The following is a 20,119-nucleotide window of genomic DNA, read 5'->3' on the forward strand; positions in this document are numbered from 1 at the left end:
TTTTTTAACATACAAAAAAAAACCGATGATTTTGAAAGAATAACCTTTCAAAGTCACCGGTTTTCAATGTTGATTACGCAATTTTTCTTTCAAGTTTTACTCGTGGTGAATTCCACATTACGATCCATTTCTTAATAGCTGTGACCATAATAATCATACCCAGTAATAGCATGATGATGGACAATACCCCATTCAAGACACTATAACCTGCAGACGCCTGATTGAGATAAACATTTTTCACCATCCAGTATCCTGCATAGTTGACCGTAACAAAGAGATATGCAAGCGGAATCAAGCAGGTAAGCATATAACGACGTTTATCAGCAATACTTAGAATCACTGTCGCACCAACAATTAGTCCGATTGATGCCATTAGCTGATTGGATACACCAAACAGTGCCCACACTGAACCTATATCACCGGAGAAAAGAAGATATCCCCACATAAAACATGCTAATGCACTAGCAAATATTGATCCAGGAAGCCAATCTGTCTTCTTCAATGGTTTATAGAATTCTCCGAAAAAGTCTTGGATTAAATAACGAGCAACACGCGTTCCGGAGTCGATTGCGGTTAAGATAAATACCGCTTCGAACATAATAACAAACTGGAAGAAGTAGGATGATAATTTAGCAAACCATGGAATGGCTGTGAACACATACGTCATACCAACTGCCAGAGTCACCGCACCACCGGTTCTTCCTTCAAGATCAATGCCAATTTCATTGGCAAGTTTCGGTAACTCCTGGACCTGCATGCCAAGTGTTTTAAAGACTTCAGGAGTGGAGTTAATCGCAAAGTAGTCTGCTGGCTGAAGGGCGGTTGCCGCGATCAATGCCATGATTCCAACCACGCACTCTACAAGCATGGCGCCAAAACCAACAACCTTTATATCAGACCAGCGATCAAGCATTTTAGGAGTCGTACCTGAACCAACAAAGGCATGGAAGCCTGAAATAGCACCACAAGCAATCGTGATTGAGATAAACGGCCAAACCGGTCCGCCTAATACAGGGCCGCCGCCTGATGTAAATTTTGTAAACGCAGGCATCTCAATCGCAGGATTGATAATGAACACACCGATGATAAGTGCAATAAATACACCAATTTTCATAAAACTGCTTAAATAATCACGTGGAGCAAGTAAAAGCCATACTGGCAACGCTGCTGCAAAGAAGGCGTAAATCGGTAAAATAATCGCTAATGTTTTTGTATCTAAGGTCAGCCAATCACCTAATACTGTATTTTGAATGGACGGCCCAACAAATACTCCAACCATTACGAGAATAAATCCGACCGTGGATGTTAATTTTAAGTTGCCGGTTTTTTTATAAGCAATCCCTACCAACATTGCAATTGGAATCGTGATTCCCACTGAGAAGGTTCCCCAAGGATTATGCTCAAGTGCATGAAGAACTACCATCGAAAGACCTGCCATTGTGATGGTAATAATGAACAGCATCGCAAGACCGGTACAAAAACCTGCAACGGGTCCTAGTTCATCTTTCGCTACTTCTGATAAAGACTTTCCTTTTTTCCGCATCGATGCAAAGAGGACGACCGCATCATGGACCGCTCCACCAATAACTGCTCCAATCAAGAGCCATAGTAGTCCTGGCAAATATCCAAATTGCGCAGCAAGGATTGGACCAACTAACGGTCCTGCTGCAGCGATTGCTGCAAAGTGATGACCAAATGTTACCCATTTATTGGTTGGAACATAGTCCTTTCCATCGTTTAATTCATGTGCCGGTGTCGGCTTAGAATCATCTAATTTTAAAACTTTTGCTGCCATAAATGTTCCGTATAAGCGATAAGCAATCATTAAAATACAAATCGAGCCAATTACTATTGAAACCGCATTCATATTTCTCAAACCTCCTATATTCCTTTTTCTCTTGTCAATATCATACCGAAAGAAAACGCTAACACTTGGTTTTCAGGCTAAAATGCGAAGATTTGAGGATGAAAAACAAGAATACTAGAATGAAATGCAAAAAACAGCCTCTTTAAAAACCAAGAAGCTGTTTTAGTTCTTTTGTATAGGTTCTGCTTACCGGAACTTTTTCTCCATCCTTCGTAATTAAGTTGTAGGTAGAATTAAACCATGGCTCTATCTCAACAATCGCATCGACATTAACTAAATAAGCACGATGAACACGAATGATCGACGAATACTGCAACTTCCTTTCGAAGGTGACAAGCGAATCACTGACAGAGTACTTGGTGTTCTCTGTGGCAATGACTGTTTTCCCCTCATGTGTGCCGATATAAAGGATGTCACTTATGTTTACGATAACAATTTTTTCATCAATTGTTATTGCGAGCTTTTCGGACCTTTCGTTAACAAAATTATTTTTCTGACTAGAAAAAGGAATCGGTTGTTTTTTATTTTCTATAAGCTTATAAAGCTTCTTAATTGTTTGTAAGACTCTCTTTTCATCAAAAGGTTTTAAGATATAATCCACAGCATTTAATTCAAAAGCTCTAAGGGCATATTCATCAAACGCTGTTGCAAACACAATTAATGGCGGATGATCCAGCTTATTAACAAAAGCTGCAATTTCGATTCCACTTTCATCAGCGAGCTGAATATCTAAAAATATGACATCAAGATCAAGATTGCTTATTTTTTCTAACGCGCTTTCTACGCAATCCGATTCCCCCACTATTTCTATCTGTTTGCTTCGTTTCAGAAGATAGGCAAGTTCATCCCTAGCTAACGGTTCATCATCCACAATAAAAGCCTTTAACACATCCCTCACCCCACTTTTTGTTGTTGTGTTATTGGTAGTGTAATCGATACTTTCGTTCCATTATTCATGCTGCTTTCTATTTGAAAAGAAGCCTTTTGATCATATATTTCTTCAATTCGTTTCTTGATATTCCAAAGTGCTGTTCCTGTCCCACCAGAAGAATCCACTGTTTGGTTTCCCAGTGTACCAAGCAGCTCTGCTGAGATTCCCTTTCCATCATCTTCAGTTAAAAGGACCATGTTCTCCCCTTCCTGAAAGGCACGGACTTTTACAGTCCCATTTTTTGCTTTCGGAAAAGCATAACGAATGGCATTTTCAACAAGTGGCTGCAGTGTAAATGGCGGAACGAGTACCCGTTCTAACGCTGGTGCAATATCCAATTCAACATGATACCGGTCTGGAAAGCGTGCTTGCTCAATGGTTAGGTAAGCCTCAACATGTTCGAGTTCTTTTTCAAGTGGTATGAGCATTTGCCTTGCTCCCTGAAGGTTACTTCTGAAAAAGGTACTGAGTTTAATTAAAAGACTCCTAGCTTTATCGGCATCTGTTCGAATTAAGCTTGAGATGGTATTAATGGCATTGAATAAGAAGTGGGGATGGACTTGTGCTTGCAAGGCCTTGATCTCCGCATCTTTTAATAATCTTCTTTGTATTTCCAGTTCAGCCATTTCTAATTGGACCGAAAATAGGTTGCTCAATCCTTCTGCCAACTCTTGTTCAACCCGATCAAGTTTACTAGAATCTGTGAAATACAGCTTTAAAGTTCCGACGATTTTAGTATGAACCTTTAGTGGCAGGACGACGGCTGCCTGCAATGGGCAGTTTGGATGAAAGCATTGAATTTCGTGAGCGGTCTTTGCAATCGTGATCCTCCCTTGTTCCAGCACCGTTTTCGTTAATTCCGTTGCCATGTTTCCTGATGGAATATGATGGTCTGAGCCTGTTCCAACATGAGCAAGAACATAAGACTGATCTGTAATCGAAATGGCATCCGCATTGGTCCAATTAAGAATAATTTCCGCTGCTTTTGTACATGAATCCACATTTAATCCCTGTCTGAAAAACGGAAGGGTTTGATTGGCGATGTATAATGCTTTATGGGTTTGAAGAGCTCTCATTCGCTCTTGCTCCTGCAGAATCTCTTGTATAATTAACACAAAAAGAAGGGTTCCGAAGCCATTAATCGCAATCATGGGGAAGGCAATGACCTCAACAAGATTCACGGCTTCGTTAAATGGTCTGGCTTGTAAAAGAATGATCCCCATCTGGGCACATTCCATTAATATCCCCATGACAACCGCCTTCCATGGCGAAATCCCCTCTTTAATCTTAAAGCGTTTGCTTAAGAAACCTGTAACAACCCCAGCCATAATCGTTGAAAGGGCACAAGCTTCAGCTGTAAAACCTCCTAAGGTCAATCGGTGGATGCCAGCAATTAAACCGACACCAATACCAACAATGGGTCCACCAAGTAATCCACCTATTGTAACCCCCATAATCCTGGTATTGGCAATAGCACTTTCTCTGTCCATATTTGTCAGCCAGTCCTGGGAAGTAATCGACCCATGTCCAATCTCTACACCGGTGTAGTTGCTGATGACACCGAAGGTACCGAAAATAGCTATCATCGCTACTTTTGCTGTAATGCCGTGTTCATTATGAATAACTTGACGGAATGATTTCATCCTCGAGAGAAGAAACGCTACAATGATAAGAATACCGACACGTTCAAGCATGAGAGGTAATAATTCAAGCATAGTTTGGTATCTCACCTTTCGTATTTACTTTTCCCTACTACTATACCAAAAAAAATAAGCCAACCGTCCCTTAGATCGGTTAGCCATTTTATTAAAAATTTACCAATGCTGTTTTTTTGCTGCCAGGAAGGACCATTTCCACTTCAGTCCCTACGCCAGGCTTACTCTTGTAGGAAACTTTCCCGTTCATTGTTTCAATAATTCTTAAAGAAACGGATGTACCCAGACCAGTTCCCTTATCTTTAGTTGTATAAAATAAGGTTCCAATTCGGGATAATTGCTCAGGTGTCATCCCTATTCCAGTATCGACAATTAAAATAGACGCTTGATTTTGATCTGACTTGTTATGTATTGTTACTTTTCCACCCTCGGGGGTTGCTTCAATTGCATTTTTGATAAGGTTAACCAGTGCTTGTTTTAATTGGTTACGATCTGTGACGATAGCGAATCCAGTTGAGTCCAATTCACTCTTAAGTTCCACCCCTTGTTTGGTAGCCAGAGGGTCTAATAGCATGACCACTTCAGTTAATACTTCTTTTAACGAAAATTCTTCTATTTTTTCAAACTTCGGCTTTGCAAAATTTAAATAGTCATTAATAATGGATTCGGCCCGGCCTAATTCGCTTAAGACGAGGGATAAATATTCGTAATTTTTTCCTTTTTCTTCTTGTTGCATTAATTGGAGGAATCCCTTCACAACTGTTAAGGGATTGCGAACCTCATGGGCAATGGAGGCCGCAATCTCCCCAAGGGTATTCAACTTTTCACTTCGTTGGATCTCTTTCTTCATTCGATTTCGTTCGATAATTCCTTCAATAAGCTTTGCCTCTAAGGCAATTGACATGGTTTGAATGAGACCAACTAGGAGGAGGTCAGGAATATTAAAATCTAACTTAAAGAACTCCCCCTCTAGATAGCGGAATGTAGTGAGAGAGAAATAACAAAGGAGCAGTGACCAAGCACCAATTAATGTTGCGAGAAGCACCCTTTTATTAGGATTAAAATTCCAAATCCTTTTCATAAATAGGAAAGGGAGCAGCGCCGTGAAAAAAGTATTAACGATACCAAAAACAACGGTCTCCCCTCCCATTATGACTCGTGCTCCAAGAAGGGTCGTTAAAACCATTCCCCCTGCCACCGGACCAGCATAAAGAAAGGCAAGGATCAGTGGAACATAACGGAGGTCCCAATTAAATCCATAGTTCGAGTACGAAAAAATCATACATGCAAGTGATGCGATACTTTGAAGAATGCCGCATAGTAATGGAGAATTAACCTTACGATTGTTTTCAATCATTATGCTATAAAGTAGGATAGGTGCTAATGTAATTAATACATTCAAAAGAAGTTTTTCTGCCAACATCGTTATTCCTCCAGGACAATACATCTATATTCCTAAAGATACGACAATAATCGCCTTTTTCCTTTAAAACTCGCAAAAAATTTTAAAATTCTCCCATACTAAACCAAATTAGAACTTAGAAAAAACCACATCGTATGTCCTATCGAGTTTCTCCTGTAAAACTCCCGTAATAAATATAACATTTTCGGTCTTCGTCTATCTCCCTGGAATCAAGCGTGAATTCTAACCATCTTCCCTCTCTTTGAATGTAAATAATATCGGAGTGAAGAACAGACAGTACTTCTTCATGATTCCATACTTCCTTTTGCTCAACCAGAACAGACCCGTTTCTTTGAAGTTCTCTTACTTCAATACCTATATGTGAATAATTTATCTCCGTTACATCCGTGTAGGAATTTTCCTTTTTTACGTAGAGGACAGTGGTTCCATCAGGATCGATGGCTGTGGCTGTTACCACATACGTTTCGCCTTCTTTCACGAAGTACTCACACGACATTCTAGCTACAGCCTCACTAACCGTTAAGTTTTGATAACTCCAAAGGGCAGGGAACTTTTGAAATTCCTCATCCATTCGATATTCCAGCCTCAAATTTCATCCCTCTTTCTTTTCTTTTCATTTTACCATTGTTTTCCTTAGATTTACTTTTATAATTAAATTATCAATTAAATAAGGAGCGTGAAACATTGAAGAAAACCCAATGGTTAGTGACTGGTGTCATCACTTCCCTCCTAGCCGGCACCCTTTCTGGCTGTTCAAACGATCGCCCACCTAAACCAGACAACAGCAGCTGCCGAGACTGGGACTGGGACGATGAACAAGGGGTCTGGCAATGTGATGATACCCACTCGTCTCATTATGGTCATTATTTTTATGGGGGAAGTTATTATCGCAATAAATCATCACTCTTGAAATCCTCGGCTTATAAGTCATACAAATCCTCATCAAGCTTTAAAAGCGGATTCGGAAGTGGCTCTAAGGGTGGATTTGGAGGTTAAATATGTCACATTATTCGTCAAAGCGGAAAAGGTTTTATTCACAATTTCCAAGCTTTTGGTCTGATTTATACAATAGCGAATACAGCCTTTATCACGTTTTTTCTATAGCCGAACAAAGCGTCAAGCTTTTACATGAAGCCACAGAACGAATGGGCACTGTTTTCTTCAAAGCAGCCCAGCTGTTACGAAGTCTTTCAGATGTACAACTGCTTGAATTGGGGTATCCATCGGAGAGTCTTCCATTTCTGAGATTGAAAACTCTCTATCCTGAAACGGTTATCGGTCGGTTTGATTTTGTGTTAACAGAAGATGGATTCAAGTTGCTGGAGTTCAACAGTGATACACCGACTTTTATTGTGGAATGTTTTCAGATTAACGGCCAGGTTTGCAAGGAGTTTGGTTACCTGGATCCAAATGAAAGCGGGGAACGACTACTTTCTTCCGGAATCACACGTGCAGTAATTGAAGCATCGAAAGGAAAACGGGAATCTAACGTTGTGTTCACAGCTCACTCTGATCATATTGAGGACTGGAATACTATCCAATATTTAAGCAAGTTATGCCAGGTTAACAATAGAACTGTACCATTATCCGCACTTCGAATGATAGACGGCATTCTTGTTGATGATGAGGATTTTCCGATTGATGTATTGTACCGTCAAACCTATCCTCTTGAACACCTGATTTATGATCGGGATCCCTTAACAGGAGAATCGGTTGGAATCGATTTATTACAGCTGGTACAAACAGGGAAACTCTCGATATTGAATCCTGTCTCTGCCTTTTTACTGCAGCCAAAGTCAATCCAATGCTTAATATGGGGGCTAGCAGAACAGGGCGTCTATTTTTCAAAAGAAGAGCAGGAATGGATTAAGAAATATATGCTTCCCACCTACCTGGAAGCAGAGGAATTTACCGGGCAGAGCTCTTATGTTCAAAAACCAGCTTTCGGCAGAGAAGGAGACACCGTAACGATTTGGGATCAATTCACCCATGTTACTGCTCAAAATTCCTTTCAAACCTATAAAGAGGAATTTTCAGTCTTTCAACAATATGTGCCTCTACCTACAGTTTCATTGGAAACAGAAAAGGGAAACGAGGAGCTTTCATTAGTATTCGGGGCTTTTCTTATTGCTGGTAAAGCAAGTTGTATCGGCATTCGCGCTGGCGAAAAAATTACAGGAAATGAATCTTACTTTTTACCAGTAGGAATTCACAAACAGGGGGAATGTAAATGACGAATTTCTTATTATATTTGGTCGTTTCACTTGGTCTTTTATTTGTAGGACTATTTCTTATGGAAATAACCACAAAGGTTAAGGAGTTTTCCTTAATGGCAAAAGGAAATAAGGCAGCGAGCTATGTCCTAGGCGGTAGACTTCTTGGACTTGCGATTGTCTTGTATTCCACGGCTGCTAATTCGATTTCTCTGACTGATATGGCCTTATGGGGGGCCATCGGAATTGTAGCCCAGATTGTCGTGTTTTACCTAGCTGAATGGTTGACACCACGATTTAATGTCAGTCAAAGTATTGAAGAGGATAACCAAGCAGTGGGCCTTTTCCTTATGCTACTGTCGGTTTCCATTGGGATTGTAATTGCTGGATGTTTAACTTATTAAAAAAAATGCATCTTAATGAACTGCACCCTTCATTGTTGGACACAATCTAACAATGAAGGGTGCAGTTTTTTTATAAGGTTTGATATGTATTCTTGTCACAAATCACCAATAAACGTGCCTCTTTAGGGATAGGCTCACTCCATTTTTTCAATATATTTAAGTCACTCCGGTCAGCAATGAGCTGGGCTCCTTTTTGCTTGAGGTATTCGTAAGCGTCTCCATAAGTCTTCCATTCGGACCTTATTTCAACTTCCCATAAATCACTACCCTCGTCCCCATCTTTACGGCTTAATAATTGAGTAAACAAATGGCTGGCACCTTTGGTCTGCGCTGACTTTGCCATTAAGTTGGACACCGATTCATGGGAAAGAATAAATTCATCAATTTTGACATGTTTGAAATTGCCGACATGCTTTTCATTTAGAATTTCTGCAATGGTATAAATATTTTTTTCCGTTCCTTCATCATAACGCTCGATGGAAGAGGCGGTTAAAAGTGTTTTTCCATCCGCTAAATCGGGATTGTCAATTCCATCAGGGGCAAATAGTAAAACCGCTCTTGATCTTTCAATTTTTGCTCTTTTCAATACTTCTTCATCGGTCGGACTCCCCTGGATATATAAAAACCGCTCATGTTCATAGGGTGATGTCGCTAATTCATCTATTAACACGATTTCTATTCTTTCGTCTCCGATAAACAGCTCTTTGATGGTGTTTCTACTTTTTACAGTCCAGCCAATCACGACATAATGATTTTCTCCTTTAAACGTCATTCTACCTTCCTCCTTCATCCGTTTGTATCGTGACACGGCATCAACAATCATCCCAATTACTGTCCCAAAAAGTCCAATACCCGCTGTATAGATGATGACCATCGCCCAAATTCTCCCTAGTTGTGTGGTTGGATATACATCACCGTAACCGACTGTAGTCATCGTAGTTAGAATCCACCAAACAGCATGGAAGGTATTTTCAAATGTTTTCGGTTCTAGGAGTCTCATCACCACGGCATTTATAAAAATATAAACAGTCGTAAATAACAATACCGTCCAATACCGATACTTAGCCGCGGTAAGAAACAACCTTCGAAAAAGCAGCATTGATCTACCTCCTTTCCTTCACTCCGATTCTAATTGTTTATAGAAGGCTATTTTCGCATAGATTGTTGTATTTCGTATAACCCGTGTAACTATAAGCCTCGTGGCATCTTTTCGTAAGAACATTTGCGAAAATTGCCTAGAAACTTAGTAATGACCCTTATAAAGCTCCAATAGCAACAAAGGTTACGAAAAGAGCCTTATAGAAATATATTTCTTCTCTATCTTTGGTTATTCCTTTAAATAAAATAGTTTTATTACTTTTATTGACAAATAGGCACTAGTCCTGTATTATTAATATTTGTGCTTCACATTTAAGTAACTTGTAATTCATTAGATAACGCATTGTAGGAATTTTTTCTGGCATTCTGCTTATGTTTTAAAATAAAAACTTATTCACACTGGATCGGCTTCGGAGCCGTTAGGATGTAAGAGAGGTAGGGCTTACATCGTTTAGGTATAAAACCCTCAGGTGGAAGAATAACCGCGGCAAACTTGTTTTTATTAACAATGATTATAATATAAATTTTTACCTTGCGATTAGAAAAGCGGAAGCGCCCGTTTAGCGGCGTATGGACTGGAGCGCTCCAACCGAGATAAAGGAAACACGAAGAGCGATAGCGATTCGATGTTGACTTATCGTAGGGCGGAGAGCGAAGTACACTAGCCGCTGGGTGCTGGAGCTAGACAGTAATCTCTGTCCAATGTTCAATCACAAGTTACGATATGATTCTTTAAAGAATAAAGCAAAGAAGGCAGAAGGATATTCATTCCTCTGCCTTCGCCCATTTTAAGACCAATTTTTTTAATAATCTTTAAAAAAAAGGCCTGATTTCGCATCAGACCCTTTTCGTTCTTATTTTTTGATAACAATCGCTTGTTTCCCCATTTGCTCCCAGGCTTTAATAAAACTTGCTCGATTTAATTTCTGATTTTTTTCCCCATAAGGATTGTTAATATAGATATAATTTGCATCATACCCAGTGATCACAACACTATGTTCACTAAAGGTAATATCGATTTTTCCCTGCGGAGTATTCCACGTTTGAAAAACAGAGACAGGTGCAAAGCTCGATGTCGTGATAATCCAGACCGGAAGCCCTTGACCTACTTCTTCTAATACGTCATCAAATGAATGATTGGTTAAATTAACCGCACGATCACCCACGTATTTTTGTGCAACTTCAAATACGGGACCATTATATACTCCTAAACCTGGTCCATTCGCCATATCGCCGACAAACCCAGCATTAGGATTTCCTTTTTGCCCGTTACTATAAGTTAACGGGACGGTTTTAACCTGTTTGGCTAACTCGTTTTTTGTCACTTTTACTCCGTGATAATTAAGTATCATTGCCAGACTGGTTATTTCACAGCCGTTGTAGAGTCTTGGTGCGTCCATTTGATTAATTAACGGGACATCCAGCTTGATACTATCAGGCAATTTCGGTGCCTCTTTTGAAATTAGTGCCAATGTCCGTGTTATTAATGGGGCAGCTTCAGTGACTTGTGCAGTTGCTTTACGGTCAAACTTTACCGCATAAATGGTTTTAGCACTGATAAATATTATGAATAAAACGATAATTGCGACTAAAAATTTTTTCATCTAGTAATTTACCATTCCTTGTATTAGACTTTGCTAATAATTCTAGTAATATACTACTATATTACCTTACTAAAATAGCTGAACGCAATAAAGGAAAACATTTTCCAGTTAATAATACCCTTTGAATCTTAATTTTACCTTAAAAAAAATCCCCTTTAGTGTTTTAACTAAAAGGGATTGAGGTCAGGTTCGCATCATTTGTTGTTTAATTTTTTTAGTGATCTGATTGATTACCTCAGAAAAAACTAAACCGAAGGCAATCGACCCCGCGAGCATAAAAACTTTGGCTGCTAATGTAATCGCTGAATAATAATCATTTTCAACAAAATTCCTCATTGCATCATAGGCTAGGCCTCCTGGAACGAGGGGAATAATTCCGGCTACACTAAAAATAATCACTGGCGTTTTATAAAACTTGGCTAATTCCTGACTGAGAACAGCTATAAAAATAGTCGCAGCTAAGGTTGCTAAAATGGCGTTATTTGAGAAGTCTTCTAGAAAAAAATAAATTAACCACCCGCCCATTCCAATCAGACCGCACTTCACTAAGGTTTCTTTCGGCGCGTTAAAAAGTATTCCAAAGGCGCCTGTTGCAATAAAACTTGTTAATGCCTGAGCAAGAACAGTCATGGATAACACACCTCACCTTCACAAAAAAGATAATACGACGGCAATCCCTGCTCCAATCGCGAAAGCCGTCAGAAATGCCTCAGCTCCCTTAGATAGCCCCGAGACTAAATGACCCGCCATTAAATCTCTGATTGCATTGGTCACTAATAGCCCTGGAACTAACGTCATCACGGAGCCGATAATGATTTTATCTAATTGATGACCGACTCCCAGTTGGACAAACAAAAAAGAAAGCAAGCCAATCACAAACGATGCTAAAAATTCCGAGAAGAACTTAATGGGGACGAAACGATGAAAATAGACAAAGCTAAGGTAACCCATTCCTCCTGAAATCATCGCGGGAATAAAATCATTCCAGCCGCCCTCAAACATAATCATAAAACAACCGCTTGATAAAGTGGCAGCGGCCACTTGGATCCTAAATGGAAATGTTACATTTAAGGAATCAATTTCCTTAAGAAGCTCCCAGGCTTCTATCAGATTGATTTCACCACTACTAATTCTTCTTGAAATGCTATTGACCATCGAGACCTTTTTCAAGTCGGTTGATCGCTCCGAGATTCGAATAAGCTTGGTCTTGGTTGGTTCTGTGCCTTCTGCTGAAAATATGATTCCCGTAGGAGTTACATAACTATGCGTATGTTCTATCCCAAAGGCCGCTGCTATCCGCATCATTGTATCTTCAACACGATAGGTCTCGCCCCCGCTTTGGAGCATGATTTTCCCCGCCAGCAAACAGACTTCCATAATTTCATATGTTTGTTCTACTTGTTTTTCCAATTATTCCACCACACACAATTCAACATTTGTTACTTAGTTTAAATTAAAATTCAAGTTTAATCAAAATTGACCTACGTTTACTTATTTTTCCCATATTTTTATTAAAACGAGATTGACGACTGCGACTAATCCATATATAAAGGCCAGAGTTCGTTTTTCTAAAATTAGTAATACTATGAAAGGTAACCCAAAAAAGACAATTTCTAAAAGGAGAAATGGGAATCCGCTTAACAAATATCTTGCTTTTGGAGCCCCGAACATCCCCCAGATTACCGCTATTAGAAGTGGCAGGCCGATTCCAACAAGGAACTTTAAGAGTGTTCCCTGCGACACTAGAAATCCCCAATACCCTATGATTAGTAGTACCAAGATTTCTAAAATAAACCTTAATCCAAGATTGATTAGTTTTAAAGCTTCCATTAAAACTACCTCCTTTTTTAGGAATCGGCCGCTTAGACACTCATTACGAGACCATGCTCAAAAAGCTGACTTTATTCTTCACGTCAAGCCTCTCATCCTAAGTTTATATTCAATACGCTGCTGGTGTATTCACAAAAGATTTAACCGCCTTCTCCCATTGTCAATATATAATTTAGATAATTTTACAATTTCCGAAATGCCCAACAAAAAGCAAAAAGCCAGGGCTCTTCCCCCTAGCTCAAAGAAACGTTACTCCCCTATATTGTTTTCAAACCACTCCTGCAGCTCTTTTAATGAGGTAAAAGTAAAAATCTCCTCACCGTTCTGACCATTATCAATTCCAGTGTTTCCTCTTAAGGTAATTTGCCCTTCGTCCTCCGAAAGTAGAATGGCATAGGGATGATTAACATTTATGTACCTCGAATCCAAATCGTTATCAATCCAATTTTTACTTCGCAAAAATGCTTCATAGTGTTCCATTATTATCCCTCCTTTACTCCTATTGTTCCTCAAACCTTAATTTGTAGTTATCACGCTAGAATAAAAGTAAATGTATAGCCCAATTTTAAATATAAAGTTATCCCTTTTTAATTATCAGAAATTTCGGTATGATAATATTTAGATAACCGAAATAAATATCAGAAAGAAGTGTTATTTAAAATGAAACAGCAGGAAAGTGCAAAACGGAATTTAATGATCATGTGGTTTGCGAACTTTTTTGTTGCCGGCAGCATGACGATGGTTATGCCGTTTATTTCCTTGTACATTGAGACGTTTGGTGAGTTTTCGGAAAAATATGTCCAGCATTGGTCTGGAATCACATTTGGCATCACATTTGTTTCTGCCTTCCTATTTTCCCCGATATGGGGGAGAATCGGCGATCGCTATGGAAGAAAAAAAATCCTCATTATATCAGGATTAGGGATGGGCTTTTCTATTTTTCTCATGGGCTATGTCCATTCCGTTTGGCAGTTATTGCTCCTCCGGTTTTGTATGGGCTTCTTTTCGGGTTTTATACCAATGTCACAAGCCTTTATCTCTACACAAACACCAAAGGAGATTGCGGGACGCGTGCTTGGAACATTGCAAACAGGCAGTATTACAGGATCTTTATTAGGACCCATGCTGGGTGGGATCCTTGCAGATTCGCTAGGCTACTCCACTACCTTTAAATGGACATCCATATCCATTATCATCTCTGCCCTGCTCGTCATCATCACAAAGGAATTTATGATTGAAGCTGTAAAAGGAACAAAGAGTCACTATTCAAGTAGAGAGGTTGCTAACCATATTATCCGCAATCCGGTTTTATTAACCGTCTTACTGATTTCTTCCCTAGTCCAAGTCGCCCATTTCAGTATCCAGCCCATTTTATCTTTATTCGTTAGTGACTTGCATGGACCAACGAATATTGCCTTTTATTCAGGGATTGCGTTTTCTGCAGCAGGACTAGGTAATTTATTGATGTCACGAAATTGGGGGAAAATTGCCGATAAGTACGGCTATATTAAAATCCTTATTATTCTTCTTTTCTTAGCAGGAATTGTCTACCTGCCCGGTGCGGCGGTTTCGAATTTTTGGCAACTTGTCATCATCCGTTTTGTCCTTGGTGTCACGATTGGCGGGATTATTCCAGTCCGTGTTGCTTACATTCGTCAGGAAGCACCCTTAACAATGCAAGGTGAAGTACTCGGCTACAATACGAGTTTAAGGTTTCTAGGAAATATTATCGGTCCAATGTTGGGTGGATTTATCTCTGGCTACTTTGGATTCTCTGCTGTGTTTATCTGCACCAGTGCATTATTAATACTAAGTGGGATTATCTTGTATGTTTCCATGCATCGTCATCCCAATCTGGTTAAACATACGGTATGAGTATCCCCATATCTAAAGCTAGGGGTTTTACGCTGCTTTTTGATAAATACTCATGACAAAAAAGTAAAAGGCCCTTCGATTTTTGATTGGGCCTTCTTATCTTATATCATTCGTTCGTAAACTTTTAAATTAGCATAGATGGTTTCTAATACAGGGACTGCAATCCCTTCTTTACGAGCAATTTCTAGTAAATAGCCATGCAAATGATCGGCTTCAACTGAAAGGTTCTTTTCCATATCTCTTTGCATGGAGGATTTCATTTGATAACCTAATTTATCGATTTGTCTCATTTGAATGGTTTCAATTTCATCTGCAATTGGTGCATTAATACATTTCATCACTGATACTATCTCTCTTAACAGTTCGGAAATGGCATCTCTTCCACTTTCCTCATCGCGAATCGGCCCAATTGGGGCTCTCAATAATGTCGTAATCCCCGACATAGTTGCAATAAATAAATATTTATGCCATAGCTCTTGGTAAATATTATCACTTAACAAGATGTCTGCTTTTGTACCAGAAAAAGCACCTTCCAATTTTAATATCCGCTCGGATTTTTCTCCAGATCGTTCACCAAACAATAGCCTCTGTGCTTGACTGGACTGAATAACGTGTCCATCACGGTCCAATGTTGATTCAATAAAACATAAACCGCCTATGATTTTTTCAGCTCCGAACACCGCTGTCAATTTATCAAAATGCAACATACCATTTAACAATGGAAGAATGAGTGTTTCTTCGCCTACATATTGACGAAAACTATCTATTGCCCCTTCCAAATGGTAGGCTTTTGTCGATAATAGGATGACATCAAAAGGATCCGCTAATTGACCAGCTAAGATCGTATTAGGTTGAAGTGTTACATTACCATGAATACTCTCAATTACAAGTCCGATTTTGTCTAACTGCTTTTTTCTTTCTGCTCGAACCAAAAAAGTTACATCTTCGCCTTTTTCTAGCAACCTTCCACCAAAATATCCACCTACTGCCCCAGCACCAACCACTAATATCCTCATGAAAATCCCTCCAAAATTAAATATCTACAAATTTAGTATAAGGCAATAATAGATGGAATTAAATTACTATTACTAGATTTATTTTTTATAAAAAACAACCGTAAAGGCAAATTGCTTTACGGTTTTTCCTTTAGTTTCTTATTATTTTATTATCTTGTTTGGTGAAGTCTACCCCTTGATAATAACTATTCTTTACTAATATATTTGGACCAAGACATTTTACAGCTGGGCAATGACAACTTAATTCCTTTGCAATGGATGACGACTGCCAGGTATTAAATGCATTTAATAGACTGGTAGTTTGAATATTTCCTAGTGGAGGTGTATCACCGAAGTCAGTTACAATAATATCTCCATTAAAAATATTGACATTGAGTCGCGAACGGCCGTCTGGATCGTTCCTGACAGTGACGTTTTTACTCCGATACAAACGTTGTAACAGAGCTAGATCCTCTTCTTCACTGCTGCACGCATAAAATGGGAGCGTGCCAAACAGCATCCACACTTTTTCGTCTCGAATATCCAGTAAGTGATGAATCGCTTCCCGAATTTCATGAAGGGATAAGGTTTCAAGATTGCTAGCAAAGTCACTTGGGTACATAGGATGAATTTCATGACGCTGACAAAGCATTTCATCGACAATTTGACGATGGATTTTGTCTAGATGTGGAAGTGTGCGCTTGTTAAGCATCGTTTCTGCTGAAACCATCACCCCTGCTTTTACCAACTCTCTGCTATTTTCTATCATTCTTAAAAAATATTGTTCCCGTTGTTCATAATCTGGCTTCCGTTCCATTCGGGCAAATCCGCCCTCGACAAAGTCATCGACTGTCCCCCAGTTATGTGAAATATGTAAAACATCTAAATATGGGGCGATTAATTCATAACGATTGAGCTCAAGGGTCAAATTGGAATTAATCTGTGTCCGAACTCCACGTTCGTGGGCATATTTTAAAATTGGTACAACATAGTTTTTTACAGAGGATAAAGAAAGCATCGGTTCTCCCCCGGTAATGCTGAGTGAACGAAGTGCCGGGATTTCCTCTAACCTTTGAATGAGAAGTTCAAGAGGAAGTGCCTGTGGGTCCTTTGTCTGGAGTGTATAGCCTACAGCACAATGCTCACAGCGCATATTACAAAGGGTGGTTGTGGTGAATTCAATATTGGTGAGCTGAGGCTTTCCATATTGCGCGATATCTAAATAGGCTTCCCATGGATCATATGAAGGGGTAATTTTTTTCAATGTCGACATAATATCTCCTTAAAATCAGTCTTCAAAAAACCTCTCTATTATAGCTGATTTCCGGATGTATTTGCTATTTTAAACCATTACAAATGTTTATGTATTAAAAAATATAATTATTCTAAGCTTGTTTGATGAAGGCTCTTTTCGTAAACTTTGTTGCTTTTGGAGCTTTATAAGGGTCATTTACTAAGTTTTTAGGAATTTTCCGCAAATGTTCTTACGAAAAGATGCCACAAAGCATATAGTTATACGGGTTGATGAACTTATACGAAAAACAACAATCTATGCAAAAATAGTCTTGATGAAAAATTTACCTGCTAATACATAATCATCCTCTTTTGGATAAAGAATAAACGGATAATATTTAATCGTGAATGGTGGAATGCCAATATGGAAATGCAGATGCTCCATGAAGCTGAAAAATTAGCCCTAAAAAAGATAAAAATATTTCGGCAAAGCGCCCTCCGATATATTATGCGAGCAATGCTTGCGAGTATGTTTATTGGATTTGGAGTCATTGTTGCCTTCAAAACAGGGAATTTCTTTTATTTAGTGGACTCCCCTTTCGCCTATCCAATGGCGGCGCTCACCTTTGGGGCTGCGATTATTTTAATTGCTTATGGCGGTGGAGACTTGTTTACAGGAGATACATTTTATTACACGTATGCCGCCATTCGCAATAAAATGACCTGGATAGATGTATTAAAACTATTGGTTTGCAGCTATGCAGGAAATATTCTTGGTGCTGGAGTCTTTGCCTTTATTATTTTCACTACGGGTCTTTATAACTCTGCGTCAGTGAACGGATTCTTGCTTCATGTAGCCGAAGGTAAAATGCACTATCCTACCACTATGTTGTTTTTTCGAGCGATCTTATGTAATTGGCTTGTCTGCATGGCCTTTTTTCTTCCGATGGGGTTAAAAGGCGATGGCCCAAAAATGTTTGCAATGATGCTGTTTGTCTTTTGTTTCTTTATTTCCGGTTATGAACATAGTATCGCCAATATGTGTACGTTTGCTATTGCCTTAGTTTTAAACCATCCTGGGACGATTTCATGGGGTGGAGTGATTCACAATCTCGTGCCAGTCACGATTGGGAATCTGATTGGCGGTGCTGTCTTCATGGCAATGATGTACTATTATGCTAATAAGCCATTTTTAGATGAATATGATAAAGAACAGGGCAGCTAAGCTTTATCGCTGCCCTGTTCTTTTTAAAGTAAGCGGGATATCGACAAATTCCCGGGGAAATATCAACAATATCAGTGGGTTATCGACAACGATTAAGAATATTCTAAAAATACAAATAATTATCCCTACGAAAAATTCCACCACTTCTTATAAGCCCATCTCCAAGCAAAACTGGTGCTGACTACCATTAGGATTAGATATATCGTAACACCAAACGGAATGAAAGTAGCTGCAAAATGGATGCCGGCAAAAACGGCCATCAAAAGGAACGCAAGGATTATTTTCGCTCCTCCACTCTGCCGGGAGTCCTCAAATGATTCAGAAAATGGCAATGTTCCTTTCAGATCATTCGAGCATATGACCGTATATAAAACAGCGGTAATGAAGACGACTAAAAGATCTTCTATAATTTTCAATCCAAATATGCTTAGAAAAAACACGCTTAAAATGAAATAAACAGGAAGAAAAAGATTGACAATAAACACCTTAATCGCTGCACTATAAAGTGGTGCTAGGCTCTGGATTGGTGCCGTTTTATAAATCCAAGCACCTTTGTATTTACCGGAGTATTTCAGCATCGCAATCGCATTTGGAATCATTAAACTACAACTGTAAATAACTAAAAAAGATTTGCTAGCGACCAGATGCGCATAGGAATTCACTTGGATTTGATTAAACAAAAAAACAAACGGAAGAACAAGTGCCAACCCTAATGAGGGATACACCTTTAAACGAAATTCCCTTTCATTTCTCATCATGTTATTAGCGAAGCGGAAAAATACCCTCTCCTCATTATTTCGGCAAATAATACGGACAAGCCAACTTTTCCATTTTTGCTCTTTCCGATTACTCCCTCCGCTATTATTGGCTAATTTTTGCAGGTTTCGTTCAAATGCTGGCATCATTCGGCTATATATAACTATGGATATAATCGGTATGATTAGTGCAAACACTGAAAATACGATTAGATAAGAATCATAATGATGTTGTAGAATTAACTCAAATGGCGCTCCGAACCAGATAGGCGGGATGAAGAATTGCCACCAACTAGGTGAAAACGAAATATTCATATCGACAATACTAAAGGCTCTTCCTAGAACCTGGTATCCTACGGCAATCGAAACGGATAAGCCAATTTGGACGTAATTAATGATATCCTTAAGTTTTTCCCCATCAAAGAATCGCAATATGAAGTAATAGATGATAGCCGTTAAAACGACAATAAAAAAATTGACCAAAATTAGCCCCATTATCGATAGGAGTAAGAATAAAACCCCATGCCTAAATGTTCCAATCACTACAGGTGCAATGGTAAGCGCGCCTGTTAGAAAAAACAAATAAATACAAATATGGATTGCCTTTGCAGCATTGAGCGTCTTTTTTTCAACAGGTTTTGTTAGGAGGATTCCTTTATCCCTGACATCTAGCAGCACATTGGAAAAGTCAGAGATCATCGATGTCATCACAAGAAACATGACGATTCCAAAAAAAATACTCATCTGATAAAGATAGTTCTCGCCAAATATCACTAAAGGAATGAGCATGACACTTAATATCACGTACATACCTAACGACTTGATAAAGCCATTTTCCTCAGGTTTCTTCTTTTTCTTCCCTTGTTGATTAAAGATGGTCGGTGTTCTCCTCCCGTCCATCGTTAATTTAACTGTCAGTATTTTTCTCATCACTGGATAATTGATCCCAAAACTTTCAAAAAGTTTTCGGAACAGGTCTATGAATTTAAGCGTTTGAAAGTTTTTCATTGC

19 protein-coding genes are annotated in these 20,119 nt (G+C 39.0%); 5 read left to right on the plus strand and 14 right to left on the minus strand.

The genetic code is table 11. The annotated features are described in order from the left end of the window. Nucleotides 1-73: 73 nt before the first annotated feature. The 5 genes from cstA to ACJ004_RS08090 all read right to left on the minus strand — a co-directional run bounded on the left by cstA (nt 74) and on the right by ACJ004_RS08090 (nt 6,465). The gene (gene cstA / locus ACJ004_RS08070) at nt 74-1,867 is read right to left on the minus strand and encodes a carbon starvation protein CstA (RefSeq protein ID WP_410892365.1); all 1,794 of its coding nucleotides are present in this window, start codon (nt 1,865-1,867) and stop codon (nt 74-76) included. 142 nt (nt 1,868-2,009) lie between these two features. Then, a complete protein-coding gene (locus ACJ004_RS08075) occupies nt 2,010-2,756 on the minus strand; it encodes a LytR/AlgR family response regulator transcription factor (RefSeq protein WP_410892367.1) in 747 nt (248 codons plus the stop codon). Between the two features lie 5 nt (nt 2,757-2,761). Beyond that, nucleotides 2,762-4,513 carry a LytS/YhcK type 5TM receptor domain-containing protein gene (locus tag ACJ004_RS08080; RefSeq protein ID WP_410892369.1) on the minus strand — a complete coding sequence of 584 codons (1,752 nt, stop codon included), beginning with the start codon at nt 4,511-4,513 and terminating at the stop codon, nt 2,762-2,764. Between the two features lie 91 nt (nt 4,514-4,604). Next, nucleotides 4,605-5,876 (minus strand): ATP-binding protein, encoded by a 1,272-nt coding sequence (locus ACJ004_RS08085; RefSeq protein WP_410892370.1) that lies wholly within the window; start codon nt 5,874-5,876, stop codon nt 4,605-4,607. A gap of 139 nt (nt 5,877-6,015) precedes the next feature. Further along, on the minus strand, nt 6,016-6,465 hold the full coding sequence (locus tag ACJ004_RS08090; RefSeq protein WP_410892371.1) for a hypothetical protein: 450 nt from the start codon (nt 6,463-6,465) through the stop codon (nt 6,016-6,018). Between the two features lie 95 nt (nt 6,466-6,560). Here ACJ004_RS08090 and ACJ004_RS08095 point away from each other — a divergent pair, with 95 nt between their 5' ends. The 3 genes from ACJ004_RS08095 to ACJ004_RS08105 are packed head-to-tail and all read left to right on the plus strand — an operon-like array spanning nt 6,561 to nt 8,493. After that, a complete protein-coding gene (locus ACJ004_RS08095; protein WP_410892373.1) occupies nt 6,561-6,872 on the plus strand; it encodes a hypothetical protein in 312 nt (103 codons plus the stop codon). Between the two features lie 2 nt (nt 6,873-6,874). Continuing rightward, nucleotides 6,875-8,110: a glutathionylspermidine synthase family protein gene (locus ACJ004_RS08100; protein WP_410892374.1), complete on the plus strand. Its 1,236-nt coding sequence runs from the start codon at nt 6,875-6,877 to the stop codon at nt 8,108-8,110. Then, entirely contained in the window at nt 8,107-8,493 is a 387-nt protein-coding gene (locus tag ACJ004_RS08105) for a DUF350 domain-containing protein (RefSeq protein ID WP_410892376.1), read from the plus strand. The genes ACJ004_RS08100 and ACJ004_RS08105 overlap by 4 nt, the downstream gene beginning before the upstream one ends. Before the next feature lie 70 nt (nt 8,494-8,563). Here ACJ004_RS08105 and ACJ004_RS08110 read toward each other — a convergent pair whose 3' ends face one another. The 6 genes from ACJ004_RS08110 to ACJ004_RS08135 form a co-directional block, all read right to left on the minus strand. Next, nucleotides 8,564-9,592, minus strand: a complete 1,029-nt coding sequence (locus ACJ004_RS08110) for a potassium channel family protein (RefSeq protein ID WP_410892378.1) — start codon at nt 9,590-9,592, stop codon at nt 8,564-8,566. 853 nt (nt 9,593-10,445) lie between these two features. Beyond that, the gene (locus ACJ004_RS08115) at nt 10,446-11,195 is read right to left on the minus strand and encodes a C39 family peptidase (protein WP_410892379.1); all 750 of its coding nucleotides are present in this window, start codon (nt 11,193-11,195) and stop codon (nt 10,446-10,448) included. Nucleotides 11,196-11,378: 183 nt separating this feature from the next. Continuing rightward, complete coding sequence (locus tag ACJ004_RS08120; protein ID WP_410892381.1) at nt 11,379-11,825, minus strand: threonine/serine exporter family protein; 447 nt, start codon at nt 11,823-11,825, stop codon at nt 11,379-11,381. An 18-nt stretch (nt 11,826-11,843) separates the two neighbouring features. Continuing rightward, the gene (locus tag ACJ004_RS08125; protein WP_410892647.1) at nt 11,844-12,572 is read right to left on the minus strand and encodes a threonine/serine exporter family protein; all 729 of its coding nucleotides are present in this window, start codon (nt 12,570-12,572) and stop codon (nt 11,844-11,846) included. Nucleotides 12,573-12,686: 114 nt separating this feature from the next. Then, complete coding sequence (locus ACJ004_RS08130) at nt 12,687-13,025, minus strand: YrdB family protein (RefSeq protein WP_410892382.1); 339 nt, start codon at nt 13,023-13,025, stop codon at nt 12,687-12,689. A gap of 249 nt (nt 13,026-13,274) precedes the next feature. Then, nucleotides 13,275-13,505: a hypothetical protein gene (locus tag ACJ004_RS08135; RefSeq protein ID WP_410892384.1), complete on the minus strand. Its 231-nt coding sequence runs from the start codon at nt 13,503-13,505 to the stop codon at nt 13,275-13,277. A gap of 180 nt (nt 13,506-13,685) precedes the next feature. Between ACJ004_RS08135 and ACJ004_RS08140 the strand changes: the two genes are divergently transcribed. Next, a complete protein-coding gene (locus ACJ004_RS08140) occupies nt 13,686-14,900 on the plus strand; it encodes an MFS transporter (protein WP_410892386.1) in 1,215 nt (404 codons plus the stop codon). Between the two features lie 101 nt (nt 14,901-15,001). On the opposite strand, the gene ACJ004_RS08145 is transcribed toward ACJ004_RS08140, so the two are convergent. Together ACJ004_RS08145 and yfkAB are read right to left on the minus strand one after the other, a co-directional pair. Continuing rightward, on the minus strand, nt 15,002-15,916 hold the full coding sequence (locus ACJ004_RS08145; protein WP_410892388.1) for a ketopantoate reductase family protein: 915 nt from the start codon (nt 15,914-15,916) through the stop codon (nt 15,002-15,004). Between the two features lie 130 nt (nt 15,917-16,046). After that, nucleotides 16,047-17,168 carry a radical SAM/CxCxxxxC motif protein YfkAB gene (gene yfkAB, locus ACJ004_RS08150; protein ID WP_410892390.1) on the minus strand — a complete coding sequence of 374 codons (1,122 nt, stop codon included), beginning with the start codon at nt 17,166-17,168 and terminating at the stop codon, nt 16,047-16,049. Between the two features lie 384 nt (nt 17,169-17,552). On the opposite strand from yfkAB, the gene ACJ004_RS08155 reads away from it, so the two are divergent. Then, nucleotides 17,553-18,353: a formate/nitrite transporter family protein gene (locus ACJ004_RS08155; RefSeq protein WP_410892392.1), complete on the plus strand. Its 801-nt coding sequence runs from the start codon at nt 17,553-17,555 to the stop codon at nt 18,351-18,353. A gap of 125 nt (nt 18,354-18,478) precedes the next feature. Here ACJ004_RS08155 and ACJ004_RS08160 read toward each other — a convergent pair whose 3' ends face one another. Next, the gene (locus ACJ004_RS08160; RefSeq protein ID WP_410892393.1) at nt 18,479-20,116 is read right to left on the minus strand and encodes a hypothetical protein; all 1,638 of its coding nucleotides are present in this window, start codon (nt 20,114-20,116) and stop codon (nt 18,479-18,481) included. Between the last annotated feature and the right edge of the window lie 3 nt (nt 20,117-20,119).

It is taken from the genome of Neobacillus sp. 204, assembly GCF_046562815.1.
In the GTDB taxonomy this organism is placed as follows: Bacteria; Bacillota; Bacilli; order Bacillales; family Cytobacillaceae; genus Neobacillus.